The 19,647-nt window shown below is 75.7% G+C and carries 19 protein-coding genes; 3 read left to right on the top strand and 16 right to left on the bottom strand.

Annotated features, from left to right (window positions below):
• From AB6N23_RS11290 to rimP, 4 genes are all read right to left on the bottom strand, one after another.
• The coding region (locus tag AB6N23_RS11290; protein ID WP_412866163.1) for a translation initiation factor IF-2 N-terminal domain-containing protein at positions 1 to 251 on the bottom strand (251 nt) is incomplete at its 3' end.
• 69 nt (positions 252 to 320) lie between these two features.
• Positions 321 to 884, bottom strand: a complete 564-nt coding sequence (locus AB6N23_RS11295) for a YlxR family protein (RefSeq protein WP_412866164.1) — start codon at positions 882 to 884, stop codon at positions 321 to 323.
• Positions 785 to 1,825: a transcription termination factor NusA gene (gene nusA, locus AB6N23_RS11300; RefSeq protein WP_412866165.1), complete on the bottom strand. Its 1,041-nt coding sequence runs from the start codon at positions 1,823 to 1,825 to the stop codon at positions 785 to 787. The genes AB6N23_RS11295 and nusA overlap by 100 nt, the downstream gene beginning before the upstream one ends.
• A 1-nt stretch (position 1,826) precedes the next feature.
• Complete coding sequence (gene rimP / locus AB6N23_RS11305; RefSeq protein WP_412866166.1) at positions 1,827 to 2,372, bottom strand: ribosome maturation factor RimP; 546 nt, start codon at positions 2,370 to 2,372, stop codon at positions 1,827 to 1,829.
• A gap of 141 nt (positions 2,373 to 2,513) precedes the next feature.
• Here rimP and AB6N23_RS11310 point away from each other — a divergent pair, with 141 nt between their 5' ends.
• On the top strand, positions 2,514 to 3,707 hold the full coding sequence (locus tag AB6N23_RS11310; RefSeq protein ID WP_412866167.1) for a DUF4439 domain-containing protein: 1,194 nt from the start codon (positions 2,514 to 2,516) through the stop codon (positions 3,705 to 3,707).
• Positions 3,708 to 3,763: 56 nt separating this feature from the next.
• Here AB6N23_RS11310 and AB6N23_RS11315 read toward each other — a convergent pair whose 3' ends face one another.
• Entirely contained in the window at positions 3,764 to 5,557 is a 1,794-nt protein-coding gene (locus tag AB6N23_RS11315; protein ID WP_412866168.1) for a proline--tRNA ligase, read from the bottom strand.
• A 101-nt stretch (positions 5,558 to 5,658) separates the two neighbouring features.
• Here AB6N23_RS11315 and AB6N23_RS11320 point away from each other — a divergent pair, with 101 nt between their 5' ends.
• Positions 5,659 to 6,549 (top strand): DNA-formamidopyrimidine glycosylase family protein, encoded by an 891-nt coding sequence (locus AB6N23_RS11320; RefSeq protein ID WP_412866169.1) that lies wholly within the window; start codon positions 5,659 to 5,661, stop codon positions 6,547 to 6,549.
• Between the two features lie 39 nt (positions 6,550 to 6,588).
• On the opposite strand, the gene AB6N23_RS11325 is transcribed toward AB6N23_RS11320, so the two are convergent.
• From AB6N23_RS11325 to AB6N23_RS11335, 3 genes are all read right to left on the bottom strand, one after another.
• Positions 6,589 to 7,497 (bottom strand): GNAT family N-acetyltransferase, encoded by a 909-nt coding sequence (locus AB6N23_RS11325; protein WP_412866170.1) that lies wholly within the window; start codon positions 7,495 to 7,497, stop codon positions 6,589 to 6,591.
• Positions 7,498 to 7,580: 83 nt separating this feature from the next.
• Complete coding sequence (gene ispG, locus AB6N23_RS11330) at positions 7,581 to 8,741, bottom strand: flavodoxin-dependent (E)-4-hydroxy-3-methylbut-2-enyl-diphosphate synthase (RefSeq protein ID WP_378207466.1); 1,161 nt, start codon at positions 8,739 to 8,741, stop codon at positions 7,581 to 7,583.
• 105 nt (positions 8,742 to 8,846) lie between these two features.
• Entirely contained in the window at positions 8,847 to 10,160 is a 1,314-nt protein-coding gene (locus AB6N23_RS11335; RefSeq protein WP_412866171.1) for a M50 family metallopeptidase, read from the bottom strand.
• 191 nt (positions 10,161 to 10,351) lie between these two features.
• Between AB6N23_RS11335 and AB6N23_RS11340 the strand changes: the two genes are divergently transcribed.
• On the top strand, positions 10,352 to 11,755 hold the full coding sequence (locus AB6N23_RS11340) for an NAD(P)/FAD-dependent oxidoreductase (protein WP_412866172.1): 1,404 nt from the start codon (positions 10,352 to 10,354) through the stop codon (positions 11,753 to 11,755).
• A gap of 22 nt (positions 11,756 to 11,777) precedes the next feature.
• On the opposite strand, the gene dxr is transcribed toward AB6N23_RS11340, so the two are convergent.
• The 8 genes from dxr to rpsB all read right to left on the bottom strand — a co-directional run bounded on the left by dxr (position 11,778) and on the right by rpsB (position 19,108).
• Positions 11,778 to 12,935 (bottom strand): 1-deoxy-D-xylulose-5-phosphate reductoisomerase, encoded by a 1,158-nt coding sequence (gene dxr / locus AB6N23_RS11345; RefSeq protein ID WP_412866173.1) that lies wholly within the window; start codon positions 12,933 to 12,935, stop codon positions 11,778 to 11,780.
• A 28-nt stretch (positions 12,936 to 12,963) separates the two neighbouring features.
• Positions 12,964 to 13,518 carry a DivIVA domain-containing protein gene (locus tag AB6N23_RS11350; protein WP_412866174.1) on the bottom strand — a complete coding sequence of 185 codons (555 nt, stop codon included), beginning with the start codon at positions 13,516 to 13,518 and terminating at the stop codon, positions 12,964 to 12,966.
• Positions 13,515 to 14,645: a dual-specificity RNA methyltransferase RlmN gene (rlmN, locus tag AB6N23_RS11355; protein WP_412866175.1), complete on the bottom strand. Its 1,131-nt coding sequence runs from the start codon at positions 14,643 to 14,645 to the stop codon at positions 13,515 to 13,517. The genes AB6N23_RS11350 and rlmN overlap by 4 nt, the downstream gene beginning before the upstream one ends.
• 137 nt (positions 14,646 to 14,782) lie before the next feature.
• The gene (locus AB6N23_RS11360; RefSeq protein ID WP_412866176.1) at positions 14,783 to 15,622 is read right to left on the bottom strand and encodes a phosphatidate cytidylyltransferase; all 840 of its coding nucleotides are present in this window, start codon (positions 15,620 to 15,622) and stop codon (positions 14,783 to 14,785) included.
• Positions 15,622 to 16,179, bottom strand: coding sequence for a ribosome recycling factor (frr, locus tag AB6N23_RS11365; protein ID WP_412866177.1), 558 nt, complete (start codon positions 16,177 to 16,179; stop codon positions 15,622 to 15,624). The genes AB6N23_RS11360 and frr overlap by 1 nt, the downstream gene beginning before the upstream one ends.
• A gap of 84 nt (positions 16,180 to 16,263) precedes the next feature.
• Positions 16,264 to 16,974: a UMP kinase gene (pyrH, locus tag AB6N23_RS11370; protein WP_378207488.1), complete on the bottom strand. Its 711-nt coding sequence runs from the start codon at positions 16,972 to 16,974 to the stop codon at positions 16,264 to 16,266.
• Positions 16,975 to 17,178: 204 nt separating this feature from the next.
• Positions 17,179 to 18,024 (bottom strand): translation elongation factor Ts, encoded by an 846-nt coding sequence (gene tsf / locus AB6N23_RS11375; protein ID WP_412866178.1) that lies wholly within the window; start codon positions 18,022 to 18,024, stop codon positions 17,179 to 17,181.
• 106 nt (positions 18,025 to 18,130) lie between these two features.
• Positions 18,131 to 19,108, bottom strand: a complete 978-nt coding sequence (rpsB, locus tag AB6N23_RS11380) for a 30S ribosomal protein S2 (protein ID WP_378207847.1) — start codon at positions 19,106 to 19,108, stop codon at positions 18,131 to 18,133.
• Positions 19,109 to 19,647 lie beyond the last annotated feature (539 nt).

Raw genomic sequence — 19,647 nt, forward strand, 5'->3', positions numbered from 1 at the left:
TCACCGCCGGCCCCCGCGCGTGGGCCGTCCGCCGGGGCCGGCGCCGCGGGGCGCGGAGCCGGCGCGGGGCGCGCGGCGGAGCCGTTGCCACCGCCGGCGGGGTAGGTGTCGCGCAGCTTGCGCACGACGGGCGGCTCGATGGTCGAGGACGCCGAACGGACGAACTCCCCGAGCTCGCCGAGCTTGCTCATGAGGGTCTTGCTGTCGACTCCGAGCTCCTTGGCGAGCTCGTAGACGCGGACCTTGGCCACATCTCTCCTGTCTCGGTCCGCCCGGACAGGTCGGACCGTCGTTAGTGCTGGGTACTCATCTCTGGGCACTCATCGCTGCGTGCTCATCGGGTCGCCATCGGCTTCCAACCCGCTTTCCCTGTCGACGGTCGGCGTCGGTCCTGTCCCGACACCGTCGTGCTGCGGCCCTGGCTGGTCCGCGTACCGGTGCACCGCACCGGCGACCACCTCCGTGCCGAGCGGGCCTGCGTGACGCAGGGCCCTCCCGAACGCCCGCCGGCGGACGGCGAGCTCGAGGCAGTGCGGATCGGGGTGCAGCCAGGCACCCCGGCCCGGCATCCGGCGGCGCTCGTCCGCGACGAGCACGGGTTCACCCGTGGCGTCGCGGCCCAGCACCACCCTCAGCAGGGCCGATCTCGGACCGGTCGAGCGGCACCCCACGCACGTGCGCACCGGACCCGGATCGGGCACGGGAGGCACGGGATCGGGGGTCCGCCTGCTCGGCGTGGAGAGCCGGCCTTCCGGCCCAGCCTCCGTCAGTCTACCGCGCCGGCTCACCGGACGTGACCGGACGCCCCGTCGGTCGCGTCCGCGCGGCGCTCGTCGGCACCCTCGGAGGGGTCCTGCGCGTCCGACCGGATGTCGATCCGCCACCCCGTCAGCTTGGCGGCGAGCCGCGCGTTCTGGCCCTCCTTGCCGATCGCGAGGGACAGCTGGTAGTCCGGGACGACGGCGCGCGCGGCCCGTGCGTCGGGGTCGACGACCGTGACGGAGAGCACGCGGGCGGGCGACAGCGCGTGCGCCACCATCTCCGCCGGGTCGTCCGCGTGGTCGACGATGTCGATCTTCTCGCCGTGCAGCTCTGCCATCACGGCGCGGACGCGACCACCCATCGGGCCGATGCAGGCGCCCTTCGCGTTGACGCCCTGGACCGTGGCGCGCACGGCCATCTTGCTGCGGTGGCCCGCCTCGCGGGCCAGCGCGGTGATCTCCACGGTGCCGTCCGCGATCTCGGGCACCTCGAGGGCGAACAGCTTGCGGACGAGGTTCGGGTGCGTGCGCGACAGCGTGATCTGCGGCCCGCGCTGACCCCGTGCGACGTCGAGCACGTACACGCGCAGGCGCTCGCCGTGCACGTACTTCTCCCCCGGCACCTGCTCGTGCGCCGGCAGCACCGCCTCGACCCCACCGAGGTCCACGAGGACCGTCCGCGGGTCGCGGCCCTGCTGGATGACGCCGCCGAGCACCTCGCCCGCCTTGCCGCGGAACTGACCGAGGACCTGGTCGTCCTCGGCGTCGCGCAGGCGCTGGACGATGACCTGGCGTGCCGTGGCGGTCGCGATGCGGCCGAAGCCGGCCGGCGTGTCCTCGTACTCGGGCGTCTCGGCGTCGGGCGCCTCGGGGTCGACCGGGTCCTTGGCCCACACCGTCACGTGCCCGGAGCGGCGGTCCACCTCGACCCGGGCGCGCTGCTGCGCCCCGGGCGTGCGGTGGTACGCCGAGAGCAGCGCCTGCTCGATGGCCTCCACGAGCACGTCGAGGCTGATCTCCCGCTCGCGCTCGATCAGGCGCAGCGCCTGCATGTCGATGTCCACGTCAGCCCTCCGTCTCGATGTCGTCGTCCTGCCCCGCCACGCCGCTCAGGTCGACCTCGACCCGCCCCGACCGCACGTCGGCCCAGGGCACCGCCACGGGCGCCCCCTCCTTCGGGCGGCGGCCCTTGCCCGGGTCCGTCACGGGCACGACCACCACCTCCGGCGCGGCGCCGTCGCCGACCTCCACGAGGCGGCCGGCGACCACGCCGCCGTCGGTGCGCACCAGCGTCACCGAGCGGCCCACCGCGCGCCGCCAGTGCCGCGGCTCCGTGAGGGGCCGGTCGACCCCGGGGCTGCTCACCTCGAGCGTGTAGGCGCCGGGCAGCACGTCGGTGGCGTCGAGCGCGTCGGACACGGCCTGCGTGACCTCGCCGATGCGGTCGAGGTCCAGCTCGCGCTCGTCGTCAGCGGCGAGGTCGACGACGACGCGCACCACCGTGCGGGCCCCCGCGCCGGCGACCTGCAGGCCCTCCAGCAGGAGCCCGGCCGCCGTGACGGCGGGCTCCACGACCTCACGCACCCGGGGTGCGGCTGCTGGCGCGACCATGACGCGGCCTCCTGTCGGCTCTCGGCGCGGGCGGCACGAGCGGCGACCCTTGTGACGTTGTGGGCCCCCAGCGTAACGACTCGGTGGGCCGCCCCCGACCCGGTGGGGTGTCGCCTCGCGCACGTGGGAGGATCGCGCCCGATGGACCGTCCCGCCGCCCCCGCCCCGTCCGGCACCCCGTCCGGCACCGCCCCGTCCGGCACCGCCCCGCCCCGGAAGTCGCCGGCCGCCCGCCGGACGACCGTGCGGCGGACCGCGCGCGCCGTGCTGGCCCTCGCGTGCGCGCTGCCGCTGGCCGCGTGCGGTCTGCGGCTCGAGACACCGCCGCCGGTCGAGCCCAGCCCCGACGCCCTCGAGCAGGTGCGGGGCCGGACGGTGGCGGACGCGCTCGGGCTGGCGGCCGACGCCGACGCGGTCGCCGCGGGCACGCCCGACGGACCTGCGCGCACGGTCCTGCTCGACGTCGCGGCCTTCTCCCGGCAGCACGCGGACGCGGCGGGCGGTGTCTACGACTCCGGCCTGCCCGACCCCGAGCCGTCCGCGTCGACCGCACCGCCGCCCGCACCGGCCGCCGACGCGGCGGCGCTCGTGGCGGAGCTCGCGGACGACGCCGCGACCGCCGCCGCGGACGCGGACGAGGTCGTCGACGGGCCGCTCGCGCGGCTCGTCGCGTCCGTGGCGACGTCGCGCGCCGAGCTCGCCGACCGCCTCGCGGACGCCACCGGGCTCCCCCGCCCCGAGCCCGCCGGGTCCGCCGACGACCCGGCGGGGACGCCGGACGCGGGCACGCCGGACGCAGGTGCGTCCGACGCCGGGACGACGGGGAGCGACGCGCCGGTCCCGGGCACGACCGGGACGGCGTCGCCGACGGCGGACGCCGACGCCGGGTCGACCGCGGCGCTCGGCGCCGACGCCGCCGCGCTCGCCGCCGTCGCGCTCGCGCACGACGAGGCCGGCTTCGCCCACGAGGTCGTCGCCGCCCGCCGCTCCGACGACGCGCGCGCGCAGTCCCGCGCGGAGGCGGCCCGCCACCGCGCGGCCGGGAACCGGTGGGCGGTGGCGGCGGGCGTCGCCGGGCGGCCCGCCGACCCGCGCCGCTCGGCGTACGCGCTCCCCGCCGACCTCGACGACCCGGCCGTGGTCGACGACCTCCTGCGCCGCCTGGAGTCGGGGGTCGCGGACGCCTACGCCGCGGCGACCGCGTCGGCGGCACCCGGCGAGCGGGGACCGCTCCTCGCGGGGCTCCGCGAGGCGCACGCCGCGGCGGGGGCCCGCGGCGCCGCGCCCGTCCCGTTCCCCGGCGTGCCGGAGCTGGCGACCGCCCCGCTCGGCTGAGCCCGGCACGCGCGACGCCCGGCACCCCGTGGGTGCCGGGCGTCGGGGACCGGGGGTCAGCCGGCGAGCAGGCCGTCGACGAGCTCGGCGACGTGGTCGGCGGCGGCGTCGACCGCCACCTGCTCGGCGTCCCCGCCGGCGCGCGAGCGCACCTCGACGACGCCGTCCGCGAGCCCGCGCCCGACGACCACCACGAGCGGTACGCCGAGCAGCTCGGCGTCGGCGAACTTGACGCCCGGCGACACCCTCGGCCGGTCGTCGTAGAGGACCTCGACGCCACGCGCGGCGAGCGTCGAGGCGAGCGACTCCGCGGCCTCGAACACCGCCTCGTCCTTGCCGGTCGCGACGACGTGCACGTGGGCGGGCGCGACGTGCGCCGGCCACGCGAGACCGCGCTCGTCGTTGTTCGCCTCCGCCAGCGCCGCCAGCACACGGGTGACGCCGATGCCGTACGAGCCCATCGTCACGACGACCGACTTGCCGTTCTGGTCGAGCACCGTCAGGCCGAGCGCCTGCGCGTACTTGCGACCGAGCTGGAAGATGTGGCCGATCTCGATGCCGCGCGCGAGCTCGAGCGGGCCGGAGCCGTCGGGCGCCGGGTCGCCGGCGCGGACCTCGGCCGCCTCCACCGTGCCGTCCGCGGTGAAGTCACGCCCCGCGACGAGGTCGAAGACGTGCCGGCCCGGCTGGTCGGCGCCGGTGATCCAGCGCGTGCCGGGCACGACCCGGGGGTCCAGCAGGTACCGCACCGAGGCGCGCTCGCCGCCGGCGCCGGGTGCGACGTTGGGTCCGAGCGCACCGGGGCCGATGTACCCGCGGACGAGCTCCGGGTGCGCGGCGAAGTCCGCCTCCCCGGCGGGCTCCACCTCGGCCGGCGCGACGCCCGCCTCGAGCCGCTTCAGGTCGACCTCGCGGTCGCCGGGCAGGCCGACGACCACGAGCTCGCGCTCGCCCGACGGGTGCACGAGCGCGAGCACCACGTTCTTCAGCGTGTCGCCTGCCGTCCAGGGCCGGTCCGGGCGCGGGTGGTGGGCGTTGGCGTGCGCGACGAGCGACTCGATCGTCGGGGTGTCGGGCGTGTCCTCGACGTGCGCCGCGGGCGCGTCGGACCAGTCGAGCGCCTCGGGCACGGGCGTCGTGACGGCCTCGACGTTGGCGGCGTACCCGCCCGCCGAGCGCACGAACGTGTCCTCGCCGATCGCCGTCGGCGTGAGGAACTCCTCCGACCGCGACCCGCCCATGGCACCGGACGTGGCCGCGACGATCACGTACTCGAGGCCCAGCCGGTCGAAGATCCGCTGGTACGCGCCGCGCTGCGCCTCGTACGCCCGCGCGAGCCCCTCGTCGTCGACGTCGAACGAGTAGGCGTCCTTCATGACGAACTCGCGGCCGCGGATGAGGCCGGCGCGCGGACGCGCCTCGTCGCGGTACTTGGTCTGGATCTGGTAGAGCGCGAGCGGCAGGTCCTTGTACGACGAGTACAGGTCCTTGACCAGGAGCGTGAACATCTCCTCGTGCGTGGGCGCGAGCAGGTAGTCGCCGTCCTTGCGGTCCTTGAGGCGGAAGATGTTGGGGCCGTACTCGGACCAGCGGCCGGTGGCCTCGTAGGGCTCCTTCGGCAGCAGCGCCGGGAAGTGCACCTCCTGCGCGCCGATCGAGGCCATCTCCTCGCGCACGACCTGCTCGACCTTCGCGAGCACGCGCAGGCCCAGGGGCAGCCACGTGTAGATGCCGGGGGCGGCACGGCGGATGTACCCCGCGCGCACGAGGAGCCGGTGGCTCGCGACCTCGGCGTCGGCGGGGTCCTCGCGCAGGGTGCGGACGAAGAGCGTGGACATGCGCAGGAGCATGGGGGCGAGCCTAGTGGCCACGACGCGGGCCTCCGCGCCGCGGCGGGCGGGCGCCGGCGGGGGCGGGTGCGGCTGTCGGTGCGCTGCGCCAGGATGGGCGCGTGCCGGAGCTGCCCGAGGTGGAGGCGCTCGCGCAGTACCTGCGCGGGCGGACGGTCGGCCGTACCGTCACGCGCGTCGAGGTCGCGGCCATCAGCGCGCTGAAGACCTTCCGACCCGCACCCACGGCGCTGCGCGGCGGCACGGTGCTCGACGTCGCCCGGCACGGCAAGTGGCTCGACACCGTGGTCGAGACGCCGGCCGACGGTGTGCTGCACCTCGTGTGGCACCTGTCCCGCGCCGGGTGGGTGCGCTGGTACGACTCGCTCCCGGAGCGCCCGGCCCGGCCGGGGAAGTCACCGATCGCGCTGCGCGTCGGGTTCGACGACGGCGCCGGGTTCGACCTGACCGAGGCGGGCACGCGCAAGCGGCTCGCGGTGCACGTCGTCGCGGACCCGACCGACGTGCCGCAGGTCGCGACGCTCGGCGTCGAGCCGCTCTCGGACGCGTTCACGCCCGAGCGGCTCGGTGAGCTCCTGGCGGCGCGCAACCAGCAGGTCAAGGGCCTGCTGCGGGACCAGGGGACGATCGCCGGCATCGGCAACGCCTACTCCGACGAGATCCTGCTCGTGACGCGCACGAGCCCGTTCGCCCCGACGCGCTCGTACGACGAGGCGCGCACGCAGCGCCTGCACGCGGCGATCCGCACGGTCCTGACCGAGGCCGTCGCCGCGGCGGCCGGCAAGCCCGCCGCCGACCTCAAGGACGCGAAGCGGCAGGGCATGCGTGTGCACGGACGCACCGGGCTGCCGTGCCCCGGCTGGGACGGCACGCCGTGCGGAGACACGGTGCACGAGGTGTCCTTCGCCGACTCGTCGCTGCAGTACTGCCCGACGTGCCAGACCGGCGGCAAGCCGCTCGCCGACCGGCGGCTGTCGCGCCTGCTGCGCTGACCCGTCGACGCGCCCCCGACCGGGATCGGGACCGGCGGGTCAGAACAGGACCGTCGCGTACTCCCCCACCTGGCGGAACCCCACGGCCTCGTACGCCCGCACCGCGCGCGTGTTGTAGCCGTTGACGTACAGCGACACGGTCGGCGCGATGTCCGCGCGGGTCGCCTGCACGACCGCCGCCATGCCGGTCTCGGAGAGCCGCTCGCCGCGCCGCTCCGGGTCGACCCAGACGCCCTGGACCTGCGCGACGCCGCCCGCGACGGCCGGCACCTCGGCCTTGAAGACGACGCGGGGGCGACGTCGCCCGGCGCCCGCGGGACGCTCCACGCGCACGAACGAGCGTCCCTGCTCGATGAGCGCGCGCACGCGCTGCTCGTACGGCCCGCCCGGGCCGCTGACCGGCGAGTAGCCGACCTCCTCGGTGAACATCCGCACGCACGCGGGCAGCACGGCGTCGTACTCCTCGGGCAGCGAGCGGCGGACCGCCGGGTCCGGTGCGACGGCGGGGTCGCCGTCGATGACCATGGACGGCTGGCTGGCCCGCACCTCGCGCTCGAGCGGCCACGCGCCGCGCAGGCGTGACCAGAGACCCAGCACCGCCTCGGCGGGGCCCACGAGCGACGAGCAGCGCCGGCCGCGGGTGCGCCCGAGCTCGGCGAACGCCGTCAGCGCGCGGGCGGTCGCCGCCGCGTCGTCCGTCGCGAGGACGGGCACGAGGTTGGCACCGGCCCAGCAGACCGCGCGCAGCTCGTCGTCCTCGGCGTAGCCCCACAGCTCGCCGCCGGCCCGGCGGAGCCCGGTGGCCGCCGCCTGCTCGAGCCTGCTCGCGGCGAGGACGGAGCCGACGGGGTCCGTGGCGCACACCGCGAGCGCCGCGGCGACGTCGTCGTCCCCGAGCACCGCCGCGCCGGTGCGCCCCCCGAGCGCCGCCGAGCGCACCGCAGTCATACTGCGATTGTGCCCCACGTCACACCGCGACGCGCGGTCGTCGGCCGGTCCGTGGCCGGTCGGCGTGTCGGTGCCCCGGGTCGTCAACCGACGGTGACGACGGGCGCGCCCTCGCCGCTCTCGACGGGGTCCATGGAGTCGGCGATCCGCATGGCCTCCTCGATCAGGGTCTCGACGATCATCGACTCCGGCACGGTCTTGACCACCTCGCCCTTGACGAAGATCTGCCCCTTGCCGTTGCCCGACGCCACGCCCAGGTCGGCCTCGCGGGCCTCGCCCGGACCGTTGACGACGCAGCCCATGACGGCGACGCGCAGCGGCACCTCCATGCCCTCGAGGCCGGCGGTCACCTTCTCGGCGAGCGTGTAGACGTCCACCTGCGCGCGCCCGCACGAGGGGCACGAGACGATCTCGAGCTTGCGCGGCCGCAGGTTGAGCGACTGCAGGATCTGGATGCCGACCTTGACCTCCTCCACGGGAGGCGCCGAGAGGGAGACGCGGATCGTGTCGCCGATGCCCTTGCTCAGCAGCGCGCCGAACGCGGTGGCCGACTTGATCGTGCCCTGGAACGCCGGCCCGGCCTCGGTGACCCCGAGGTGCAGCGGCCAGTCGCCGCGCGCGGCGAGCAGCTCGTAGGCGCGGACCATGACGACCGGGTCGTTGTGCTTGACGCTGATCTTGAAGTCGTGGAACCCGTGCTCCTCGAAGAGCGACGCCTCCCACACGGCCGACTCGACGAGCGCCTCGGGCGTCGCCTTGCCGTACTTCGCGAGCAGGCGCGGGTCCAGCGACCCGGCGTTCACCCCGATCCGGATCGACACGCCGGCGTCGGAGGCCGCCTTCGCGATCTCCTTCACCTGGTCGTCGAACTTGCGGATGTTGCCGGGGTTGACGCGCACGGCGGCGCAGCCGGCGTCGATCGCGGCGAACACGTACTTCGGCTGGAAGTGGATGTCCGCGATGACGGGGATCTGCGACTTGCGCGCGATCGTCGGCAGCGCCTCCGCGTCGTCCTGGCTGGGCACGGCGACGCGCACGATGTCGCAGCCGGAGGCCGTCAGCTCGGCGATCTGCTGGAGGGTGGCGTTGATGTCGGTCGTCGGCGTGGTGGTCATCGACTGCACCGACACCGGCGCGTCGCCCCCCACCTCCACCTTGCCGACGCGGATCTTGCGGGACGGCCGGCGGGGCGCCAGGACCGGGACCGGCGCCTGCGGCATGCCGAGGTTGATCGGGGTGCTCACGCGTCCATCATCCCACCACGCGGACGCGAACCGGGCGGTCGGACGCGACGTTCACCGACCCCACACGGGCGCGCCACCAGGGCGCACACCGCGACGTGGCGCGACTCACAGCACCGACACCGGGTTGACGACGTCCGCGTAGACGAGCAGCAGCCCGACGGCACCCAGCAGCACGAACACGGAGTAGGCCAGCGGCACGAGCCGCGCGGTGTCGAAGGGTCCGGGCCGGGTCGCCCCGCGCACGCGCGCCACCTGCCGCCGGGCGCCCTCCCACAGCGCGGCGGCGACGTGCCCGCCGTCCAGCGGCGGCAGCGGGATGAGGTTGAAGACGAACAGCGCGAGGTTGAGCATCGCGAGCGTCGCCAGCAGGGACGCCGCCCGCGTGGCCACCGTCTGGTCGTCGAGGGACGCGATCTCGCCCGCGAACCGGCCGACGCCGACGACCCCCACCATGGACTGCGCGTCGCGCTCGCCGCCCGTGACCGTCGTCTCGACGAGGTCGACGACGCGCGCCGGCAGGGTGCTCACCACCGACACCGTGTCCCACGTGCGCGCCGCCGTGAACGTCAGCGCCTCGCCCACCGACTGCCGCTGCGTCTCCTCCTGCGGCGAGACGCCGAGGAAGCCGACCGGGCGCGTGACGAGCGCGCCGTCGTCGTCCGTGACGTAGACGCCGTCCTCGCCGGCGACGGGCCGCTCGGCGACGACGGGCGTGACCGTCAGGTCCACCTCGTCCCCGTCGCGCTCGACGACCACCGGCACCGCCTCGTGGCCGGACCCGCGGATGAGGCCGGTCAGCTGGTCCCAGGAGGACACCGCGACGCCGTCGTACGAGACCACGCGGTCGCCGGGACGCAGCCCCGCAGCCGCACCGGGTGCCGCGGGGTCCTCCGCGCGGCAGCCACGGTCGGCGGGCGCGTCGGCCGGGACGACGCACTCCGAGACCGACGCCAGCGTCAGGCTCGGCCCGGGCAGCCCGATGCCGACGTAGGCGACCAGCACGAGCACGATCGCGATGAGCAGGTTCATGACCGGCCCGCCGAGCATGACGACGAGCTTCTTCGGGGTCGACAGCCGGTAGAAGGCGCGGTGGTCCTCGCCCGGCCCGATCTCCTCGCCGCTGGCGGCCCGGGCGTCGGCGGCCAGGCGCTGCGCCCAGGTGCGCGGCTCGCGCGCGCCGACCGCCTGCGCCGGCGGGTACATGCCGATGAGCCGGACGAAACCGCCCAGCGGGATCGCCTTGATGCCGTACTCGGTCTCGCCCTTCGTCCGCGACCACAGGGTCGGGCCGAAGCCGACCATGTACTGGCTGACGCGGACCCCGAACCGCTTCGCGGGGACCATGTGGCCCACCTCGTGCAGCGCGATCGACCCGAGCAGCACGACGACGAACACGAGCACGCCGACCAGCGCCTCCACGGCGACACCTCCTCCGCCCCGGCGCGTCGACGCCGGACCGTCACCTGCGCACGACGGGCCGCTCGCCCGCCGCGCGCGGACCAGGGTAAGCCCGCGCGGGACATCGTCGTCGCAGCGCCTGGGAGCGCGCTGGGAGGCTCACCCGGACGGCCGCGGGAGGCCGCCGGGCGCCGCCCCGGTACGTTGGCCGGGTGCACGACCACGACGCGCGGACGACGACGGACGCGCTGCGCCGCGTCCTGTGGTGGGACCTCCTCCTCGCCGACGACCCCGCCGCCGCCACCCCGCGGCCGCCTCTCGACGGCGACACGACGGCCGACGTCGTCGTCGTCGGCGGCGGCCTCACCGGCCTGTGGACCGCGTACTACCTGCTCGAGGCGGACCCCGCGCTCGACGTGCTCGTCGTCGAGGCGGGACGCCTCGGGGCGGGAGCGGCGGGGCTCGCGACCGGGACCGCCACGGCCGGGACCGCCGACGCCGCGGCGGCGGTCGCCTTCGACCACGGCGACCGGGCCGCCCGCGACCTGAGCGCCGCCCTGCGCGACGCCGTCGTCGAGGTCGGCGGCGTCGTGGCCGCGGAGGAGGTCGACGTACGGTTCGCGTACGGCGGCCTCGTCCGGCTGGCGCGGACCGGGCCCGCCGTGGGCCGCCTCGCCGCGGCGGTGGCCGACGCCGCCCGCCGGGGCGACGACCTCCAGCTCCTCGACCCGGTCGCGGCGGTCGACCGGGTCCGCGCCGACGGCGTGCTCGCGGCCGCCTGGACGCCCGACGCCGCCCACGTCGACCCGCTGCGGCTGGTGCGCGGCCTCGCCCACGTGGTCGAGGCGCGGGGCGGGCGGGTGGCGGAGCGGACGCGGGCGCTGCGGGTCGCGCCGCGCGCCGTCGTCACCGCGCAGGGCACGGTGCGGGCGCGCCAGGTGGTGCTCACGGGCGGCGCGCTGGCCGTCGCGGGGTCGCCGACCGCCGTCGTGCGCCGCCGCACGCAGGTGCTCGCCACCGACCCGCTCCCGCCGCGCGCGTGGGCGGCGCTCGCGCTGCGCGCCGGAACGACCGTGGTCGAGGACCGGCACCGCCCGCTCACGCTCGTCCGCACGTCCGACGACCGGCTCGTGGCCGCGGGCCCGGAGGACGTCCTCGAGCGCGTCCCCGCGCTCCTGCCGGACCTCGGGCCGCACGCCGTGCGGCACGTCTGGGACGCCCCCGTCACCGTCGCCCGTGGTGGACGGCGGACGGTCGGTGCCGACGCGTCCGCCGGCCTCGCGTGGTCGGCGGGGGGCGACCGGGACACGCACGAGGGCGCGGCCGTGACCAACCTCGCCGGGCGCGTGCTCGCCGACCTGCTCGTGGGCGCCGACTCCCCGCTCGTGCGCCTGCCGTGGGTCGCGGGCGCGGTGGGCGGACGCACGCGCCCGGGCCGGGGCGCCGTCCGCGGGACGGTGCCGGCGGTGCGCGACGCGGTGCATGACACGGTGCACGACGCACTGCTGGGCCCGGTCCGCGACGCCGCCGCGGTGTGGGCGGACCGGGTCGAGGAGCGCCGCGGACGCACGAGCGCCGCGGCCGGCCGGCTGCTCGCCGGGCCGGGCGGCGCCTGACCCGGCGCCTGACCCGGCGCGGTCAGCGGGCGGCGAGCCGCTCCCCCGCGCGTGCGCGGGCCCACTCCTCGGCCGCGAGCACCGCCTCGAGCGTCAGCGCGTCGCGCGGTGTGCCGTCGTGCTCGCCGAGGACGCGCTCCACCGTGCCGACGACGTCGCCGAAGCCGATCCGGCCGGCCAGGAACGCCGCGACGGCCTCCTCGTTCGCGGCGTTGTAGACGGCGGGGTGCGTGGCGGAGGCCGCGACGGCGTCCCGCGCGAGCCGCACCGCCGGGAACACCTCCTCGTCGAGCGGCTCGAACGTCCACGCCGTCGCGGACGTCCAGTCGCACGCCGCCGCGGCACCCGGCACCCGCTCGGGCCACGCCAGGCCGAGCGCGATGGGCAGCCGCATGTCCGGCGGCGAGGCCTGCGCGATCGTCGACCCGTCGACGAACTCGACCATGGAGTGCACGACGGACTGCGGGTGCACGACGACGGCGATGTCGGCGACCGGTACGTCGAAGAGCAGGTGCGCCTCGATGAGCTCGAGGCCCTTGTTCATCATGCTGGCCGAGTTCACGGTGACGACGGGGCCCATCGCCCACGTGGGGTGCGCCAGGGCCTGCTGCGGCGTCGCCGCCTTCACCTCGTCCGCCGACCAGCCGCGGAACGGGCCGCCGGACGCGGTCAGCACCAGCCGGCGCACCTCGCCCCGGTCGCCGGAGCGCAGCGCCTGGGCCAGGGCCGAGTGCTCCGAGTCGACGGGCACGATCTGGTCGGGCCGCACGGCCGCCGCGTGCACGAGCGCGCCGCCGACGACGAGGGACTCCTTGTTGGCGAGGGCGAGCGTGCTGCCTGCGCGCAGCGCCGCGAGCGTCGGCAGCAGGCCGACCGACCCCGTGACGCCGTTGAGCACGACGTCCGCACCGGACCCGGCCAGCTCCGCCGCGGCGTCGGGCCCGGCGAGCACGGTCGTCCCCGGGAGCGCGTCACGCAGCCGGCCTGCCGTGGCGGGGTCCGCGACGGCGACCACCGGGACCCGGTGCACGCGCGCCTGCTCGACGAGCAGGTCGGTGCGGGCGCCGCCCGCGGACAGCCCGGCGACGACGAAGCGGTCGGGGTTGCGGGCGACGATGTCCAACGCCTGCGTCCCGATGGAGCCGGTGGAGCCGAGGACGACGACGCTGCGCGGGTTCACCCCGCCATCCTGGCAGAGCGCCCGGACGTCACTCGACGCCGAGCAGGACCTCCACGGCCCGCGCGATGAAGGCGTCGACCGGCGCCTCGGCGTAGCCGTTGCGGCCGTTGCGCCGGCGGAAGGTCGCCGCCCGCAGCTCGGCCGCGGTCAGCGGCGCGCCGGTGTCGAAGTAGGCGATGAGCCGCTGGCACAGCGCGTCCACGTCGGCCGGCTCGTACCCGGGCTGGCGGCCGGTCGGCGGCGCGAAGCGGTCACCGTCGGGACGCCCGAGGCGGCCGTACAGCGTGCGCGCCTGCGCGCCCAGCTGCGACATCCAGGCGTCCTGCCCCTTCTCCGCGACGTACTGGGCGCGCTGCCGCGCGACAAACGCCGCCTCGAGCCGGTCGAGCGCCGCGTCCACGGCCGCGGTGACGTAGCCGCCGCGGACCATGTCGAACGCCACGTGCCGCACCTCGGCGCCCGAGAGGGCCGTCGCCGGCCCCTGCTCGTACAGCGACCGCGCGTGGGCGAAGAACTCGTCCACCTCGTCGGGGTCGTAGCCCCGTCGCAGCCCCGAGACGGTGCGGAACATGCCGTCGCTCACTCGTCCTCCTCCGCGGCGAGCTGGCCGCACGCCCCGTCGATGTCACTGCCCCGCGTGTCCCGGATGGTCGTGGGGATGCCGTGTGCGCGCAAGCGTGCCACGAACTCCGCCTCCACCTCGGGATCGCTCGCCGTCCAGCGCGAACCCGGCGTCGGGTTGAGCGGGATGGGGTTGCAGTGGACCCAGCCGGTGCCGCCGCGGGCGACGAGCTTCTCGCCGAGCAGGTCCGCACGCCACGCGTGGTCGTTGACGTCGCGGATCAGCGCGTACTCGATCGAGACGCGGCGCCCCGTGACGTCGAAGTACCGGCGCGCCGAGTCGAGCGCCTCGTCGACGGACCAGCGCGTGTTGACGGGCACGAGCTCGCTGCGCAGCTCGTCGTCGGGGGCGTGCAGCGACAGCGCGAGCGTGACGGGGATGCCCTCGCCGGCGAGCTTGTCCATCGCCGGCACGAGGCCGACCGTGGAGACCGTGATGTTGCGCGCCGACATGCCCAGCCCGTCGGGCGCGGGCGCGACGAGCCGCCGCACCGTCGACATGACGGTCTTGTAGTTCGCGAGCGGCTCGCCCATGCCCATGAAGACGACGTTCGACAGGCGCGTCGCCCCTCCGGGGATCTCCCCCGCCGCCAGCGCGCGGGCGGCCTGCCGCACCTGCTCGACGACCTCCGCCGTCGAGAGGTTGCGCGTCAGGCCCATCTGCCCCGTCGCGCAGAACGCGCACGCGAGCCCGCAGCCCACCTGGCTGGACACGCACAGCGTCGCGCGGTTCGCGTACCGCATGAGGACGGACTCGACCTTCGCGCCGTCGAACAGGTGGTACAGCGTCTTCACCGTCGTGCCCTGGTCGGCGGTGAGCGTGCGGCTCTCCGTGAGCAGCGGCGGGAAGAGGTCCGCGACCAGGACGTCGCGCGTGGCCTTCGGCAGGTCGGTCATCGCCGCCGGGTCGGCGGTGAGGTGGGTGAAGTAGTGCGTGGCGAGCTGCTTGGCGCGGAAGGGCTTCTCCCCCAGCGCCTGCACGGCCGCGACGCGCTCCTCGGGCGTGAGGTCGACGAAGTGGCGCGGCGGCTTGCCGCGGGCGCCGCGCATGGGCGCGCTCAGATCCAGACGGACCGGCGTGGCGTTCACGACGGGGCTCCTCTCCCGCGGGTGGCGGACGGGGACGACGGGCGGCCCGGTGGGGCCTCGGACGGACCGGCGGGCCGGTCACCGCCCGGGTGTGCGCCCGGGCGGTCGGTGGGCCCTCGCGGGCCGGTGGGCGCGGCTCAGCCGGCCGGCAGCAGCACGGTCAGGAGGACCCAGACCGTCGGGGCGGTGAGCAGCAGGGAGTCGAGCCGGTCGAGGACGCCGCCGTGCCCCGGCAGCAGGCGTCCCATGTCCTTGAGCTCGAGGTCGCGCTTGAGCATGGACTCGGCGAGGTCGCCGAGCGTCGCGCTCACGACGGTGCCCAGCCCCAGCAGCACGCCGACGAGCGGCGCGCCGTCGAACGCGAGCTGCACGCCCACGACCCCGACGACGCTCGTGAGGACGACCGAGCCGAGCAGGCCCTCCCACGACTTCTTCGGGCTCACCGTGGGGGCCAGCGGGTGCCGGCCGAGCAGGCTGCCCACGACGTACCCGCCGGTGTCGCACGCGACGGCCAGCAGGATGAACATGACGACGCGCGCGGGCCCGTCCGGCTCGGCGAGCAGCAGCATCACGAACCCGCCGAGGAACGGCAGGTACGCGGCGGCGAACGTCGCCGCGGTGGCGTCGCGCAGCGCCGGCTCGCCGCTGCCGTCGAGCACCCGCCACACGACGGCGCCCCCGACCGTCAGCAGGAACGCGACGAACAGCGCCTCCGAGCCCGCGGTGTACGCCGAGACGAGGATGCCGGCGGTCCCGACGAGCAGCGGCAGCAGCGGCAGGTGGATCGACCGCCGGGTGAGCGCCTGCGCGAGCTCCCACGTCGCGGCACCCACGGCGAGCACCGCGAGGGCGACGAACGCCTCCTTGCGGATGAACAGCGACGCCGCCACGACGCCGAGCAGCACGACGCCGACCGCGATCGCGGCCGGGAGGTCGCGTCCGGGCGAGGTGGTGCGAGGGGCGGCGAGCTGTGTCATCAGACCTCGAGCAGCTCGCTCTCCTTGGACGCGAGGAGCTGGTCGACGAGGTCGACGTGACGCTTGGTCAGCGCCTCGAGCTCCTTCTCGGCCCGCCCGACCTCGTCCTCGCCCGCCTCGCCGTCCTTCGCGATGCGGTCGAGCTCCTCCTTGGCGCGGCGGCGCACGGACCGCACCGAGATGCGCGCGTCCTCGGCCTTCGACTTCGCGAGCTTCACGAAGTCCTTGCGGCGCTCGGCGGTCAGGGCGGGCAGCACCACGCGGATGACGTTGCCGTCGTTCGTCGGGTTCACGCCGAGGTCGGAGTCGCGCAGCGCCTTCTCGACCGCCGTCGTCGACGACTTGTCGAACGGCGAGACGAGGATGGTGCGCGCCTCGACGACGTTGAACGACGCGAGCTGCTGCAGGGGCGTGGGCGAGCCGTAGTAGTCGACGAACACCTTCGCGAACATGGCGGCGTTCGCGCGACCGGTGCGGATCGCCGCGAAGTCCTCCTTCGCGACCTCCACGGCCTTGTCCATCTTCTCCTCGGCCTCGAGGAGTGTGTCGTCGATCACCGGTGCTCCTTCGTCGATGTCGGTGCGGACCGCGGGGGCCCTGCGGGTGCGGTGCCGGGCGGGCGCGCTGGTGCGCGCGTGGGCTCAGCTCGCGGTGACGAGCGTGCCGATCTTCTCACCCTCGAGCGCGCGCGTGACGTTGCCGTGCTCCTCGAGCCCGAACACGCGCATCGGCACGTCGTTGTCGCGGCACAGGCTGAGCGCGGACGTGTCCATGACGCCCAGCTCGCCGACGATCGCGTCGGTGTACGTCAGGTGGTCGAGCTTGCGGGCGTCGGGGTCGCGGCGCGGGTCGGCCGTGTAGACGCCGTCCACCCCGTTCTTGCCCATGAGGACCTCCTGGCAGTGCGTCTCGAGCGCACGCTGCACCGCCACGGTGTCCGTCGAGAAGTACGGCAGGCCGGCACCGGCGCCGAAGATGACGACGCGCCCCTTCTCGAGGTGCCGGATCGCGCGCAGCGGGATGTACGGCTCCGCCACCTGGCCCATCGTGATGGCGGTCTGCACGCGCGTGCTCACGCCGGCCTGCTCGAGGAAGTCCTGCAGCGCGAGGCAGTTCATGACGGTGCCGAGCATGCCCATGTAGTCGGCGCGCGCGCGGTCCATGCCGCCGACCTGCAGCTCGGCGCCGCGGAAGAAGTTCCCCCCGCCGACGACGATCGCGACCTGGACGCCGTCGCGGACGGCCGCCGCGATCTCGCCGGCGATGCGGCGCACGACCGGCACCGCGAGCCCGACCGACCCGCCGCCGAAGCTCTCGCCCGACAGCTTGAGCAGGACGCGGCGCCCCTGCACCTGGTCGGCGCTGCGCGCAGGGACGGACGCCGCAGCCGTCGGGGTGCCGTCGGTCGGGTGCTCGCTCACGGGGGTCCTCCTCGTTCGGTGCGCCGGGGCGCGGGTGGCCGCTGGTACCGCGCGGGCGGCCCGACGACCACGGGTGCCCGGTGCGGCGGTGGCCCCGGTCCTCACCGGACCGGGGCCACCGTCGTCACGACGTGGTCAGGCGCCGACGCGGAAGCGCACGAAGCCCGTGACCGTGCCGCCGGCCTCGGCGAGCACCTGGCCGACCGACTTCTTGTTGTCCTTCGCGAAGGCCTGGTCCAGCAGGACCGAGTCCTTGAAGAAGCCGTTGAGGCGGCCCTCGACGATCTTCGGGAGCGCACCCTCGGGCTTGCCCTCGTTGCGAGCCGTCTCCTCGGCGATGCGACGCTCGTTCTCGACGACGTCCGCGGGGACCTCGTCGCGCGTCAGGTACGACGGCGAGAAGGCCGCGATGTGCGTCGCGACGTCACGGGCGACCGCGGCGCCGGCCGCGTCGGTGGCGACGAGGACGCCGACCTGCGGCGGGAGGTCCTTGTTGACCTTGTGCAGGTAGACCTCGACGTGCTCGCCGGCGAGGCGCGCCACGCGGCGGACGACGACCTTCTCGCCCAGCGTCGCGGCCGTCTCGTCGACGACCGTCTGCAGCGGGGTGCCGTCGGCGTCCGCGGCGAGCAGCGCGTCGGCGTCGGCGGCACCGGAGGCGACCGCCGTCGCGAGCACACGCTCGGCGAGCGACACGAACGTCTGGTTCTTGGCGACGAAGTCCGTCTCCGAGTTGACCTCGACGAGCACGCCTGTGGCGCCCTCGCCGTCGGCCGTCGGCGCGACGTTGGCGGCGACGAGGCCGTCCGACGCGGAGCGGCCCTCGCGCTTGCCGACGCCCTTCAGGCCCTTGACGCGGATGATCTCGAGCGCCTTGTCGAGGTCGCCGTCGGCCTCCTCGAGCGCCTTCTTCACGTCGAGCATGCCGGCACCGGTCCGCTCGCGGAGCGCCTTGATGTCGGCCAGCGAGTAGTTCGCCATCAGTTCCGTCCGTCCTTGAATTCTTCCGACCGGTCCCGCAGGTCAGCGGGCCGGGGCGGGTGCGGCGCGGTCGCGCGCGCCGCACCCGCGGGTGTGCCTCGGGGCGTCAGGCCTGCTCGTCCTGCGCCGCGGCCTCCTCGCGCGCCTCACCGGCGGCAGCGGCCTCGACGGCGGGGGCGGCGTCCTGGCCGGGGGCCGTGGCCGACTCGGCCGGGCCCGCCTCGCCGGCGGCCTGCTGCGGCTCGCCCGCGGCGGCGGCGGCCGCGTCGACGGCCTCCGGCGCGAGGGCGGGGTCCTGCAGACCGGCCTCGGCGCCGGCGAGGAGCTCCCGCTCCCACTCGGCGAGCGGCTCGGCGTCGGCGTCGGCGCCCTGCGTGGCAGCGGCGCCGCCCGAGTGGCGCTTCATGAGGCCGTCGGCGGCGGCGTCGGCGATCACGCGGGTCAGCAGCTGCACGGCGCGGATGGCGTCGTCGTTGCCCGGGATCGGGTAGTCGACGACGTCCGGGTCGCAGTTGGTGTCGAGGATCGCGACGACCGGGATGCCCAGCTTGCGCGCCTCGTCGACCGCGAGGTGCTCCTTGTTCGTGTCGACGATCCACACGGCCGAGGGGACCTTGGCCATGTCACGGATGCCGCCGAGCGTCTTCGTGAGCTTGTCCTTCTCGCGACGCAGGACGAGCAGCTCCTTCTTCGTCAGGCCGGAGGCCGCGACGTCGTCGAAGTCGATCTGCTCGAGCTCCTTGAGGCGCTGCAGGCGCTTGTGGACCGTCGAGAAGTTGGTGAGCATGCCGCCCAGCCAGCGCTGGTTGACGTAGGGCATGCCGACGCGGGCGGCCTGCTCGGCGACCGGCTCCTGCGCCTGCTTCTTCGTGCCGACGAACAGGATCGAACCACCGTGCGAGACGGTCTGGCTGACGAAGTCGTAGGCGCGGTCGATGTACGACAGCGACTGCTGCAGGTCGACGATGTAGATGCCGTTGCGCTCGGTGAAGATGAAGCGCTTCATCTTGGGGTTCCAGCGGCGGGTCTGGTGCCCGAAGTGGACACCGCTCTCGAGCAGCTGGCGCATGGTCACGACGGCCATGTGACGTCCTCCCGGCGCGCGCCGGCCAGGCGCGCGCGCTCGTGCGGGCCCGGGGCCCGCGGTCTCGGTTGTCGGTCCGGCCGGCGGCCGGTCCCCTGGTGCCACCCGCCGCCCGCCCCGGACCCGAGGGCCCGGACCGTGCAGGACGACGTCCGGTCGGCGACCGGGTCATGGCACGCGAATTCGACCGGCACGAGCCGGTCGTGGAGGCAGTCTATCCCACGCCTGCCGGACGACCGCCCGCCGCCGTCGCCCGGTCGCGGCAGGGGTCGGTGCGGGGCGCCCGCGGACCGACCCGACGCGCCCACCGCCACGCGGCGGCGCGGCGCCGGTGCCGAGCCGGTGCCGAGCCGGTACCGAGCCGGTGCCCAGCCGACCACAGCCCCGCGGGTCGTCCGCCTCGTCCACGGGACGCGAGGTCCACCGTCCGCACGACGTGGCCGGGCGGCAGCCTCCCCCCATGTTGTCGACCTCACGCCCCGCCGCCCGCCCGACGACCGCGCGCCGCGCCGCCATCGAGCCGAACCGGGTGGCCAGCG

It is taken from the genome of Cellulomonas pasadenensis (genome assembly GCF_047229365.1).
Classification (GTDB): Bacteria; Actinomycetota; Actinomycetes; order Actinomycetales; family Cellulomonadaceae; genus Cellulomonas.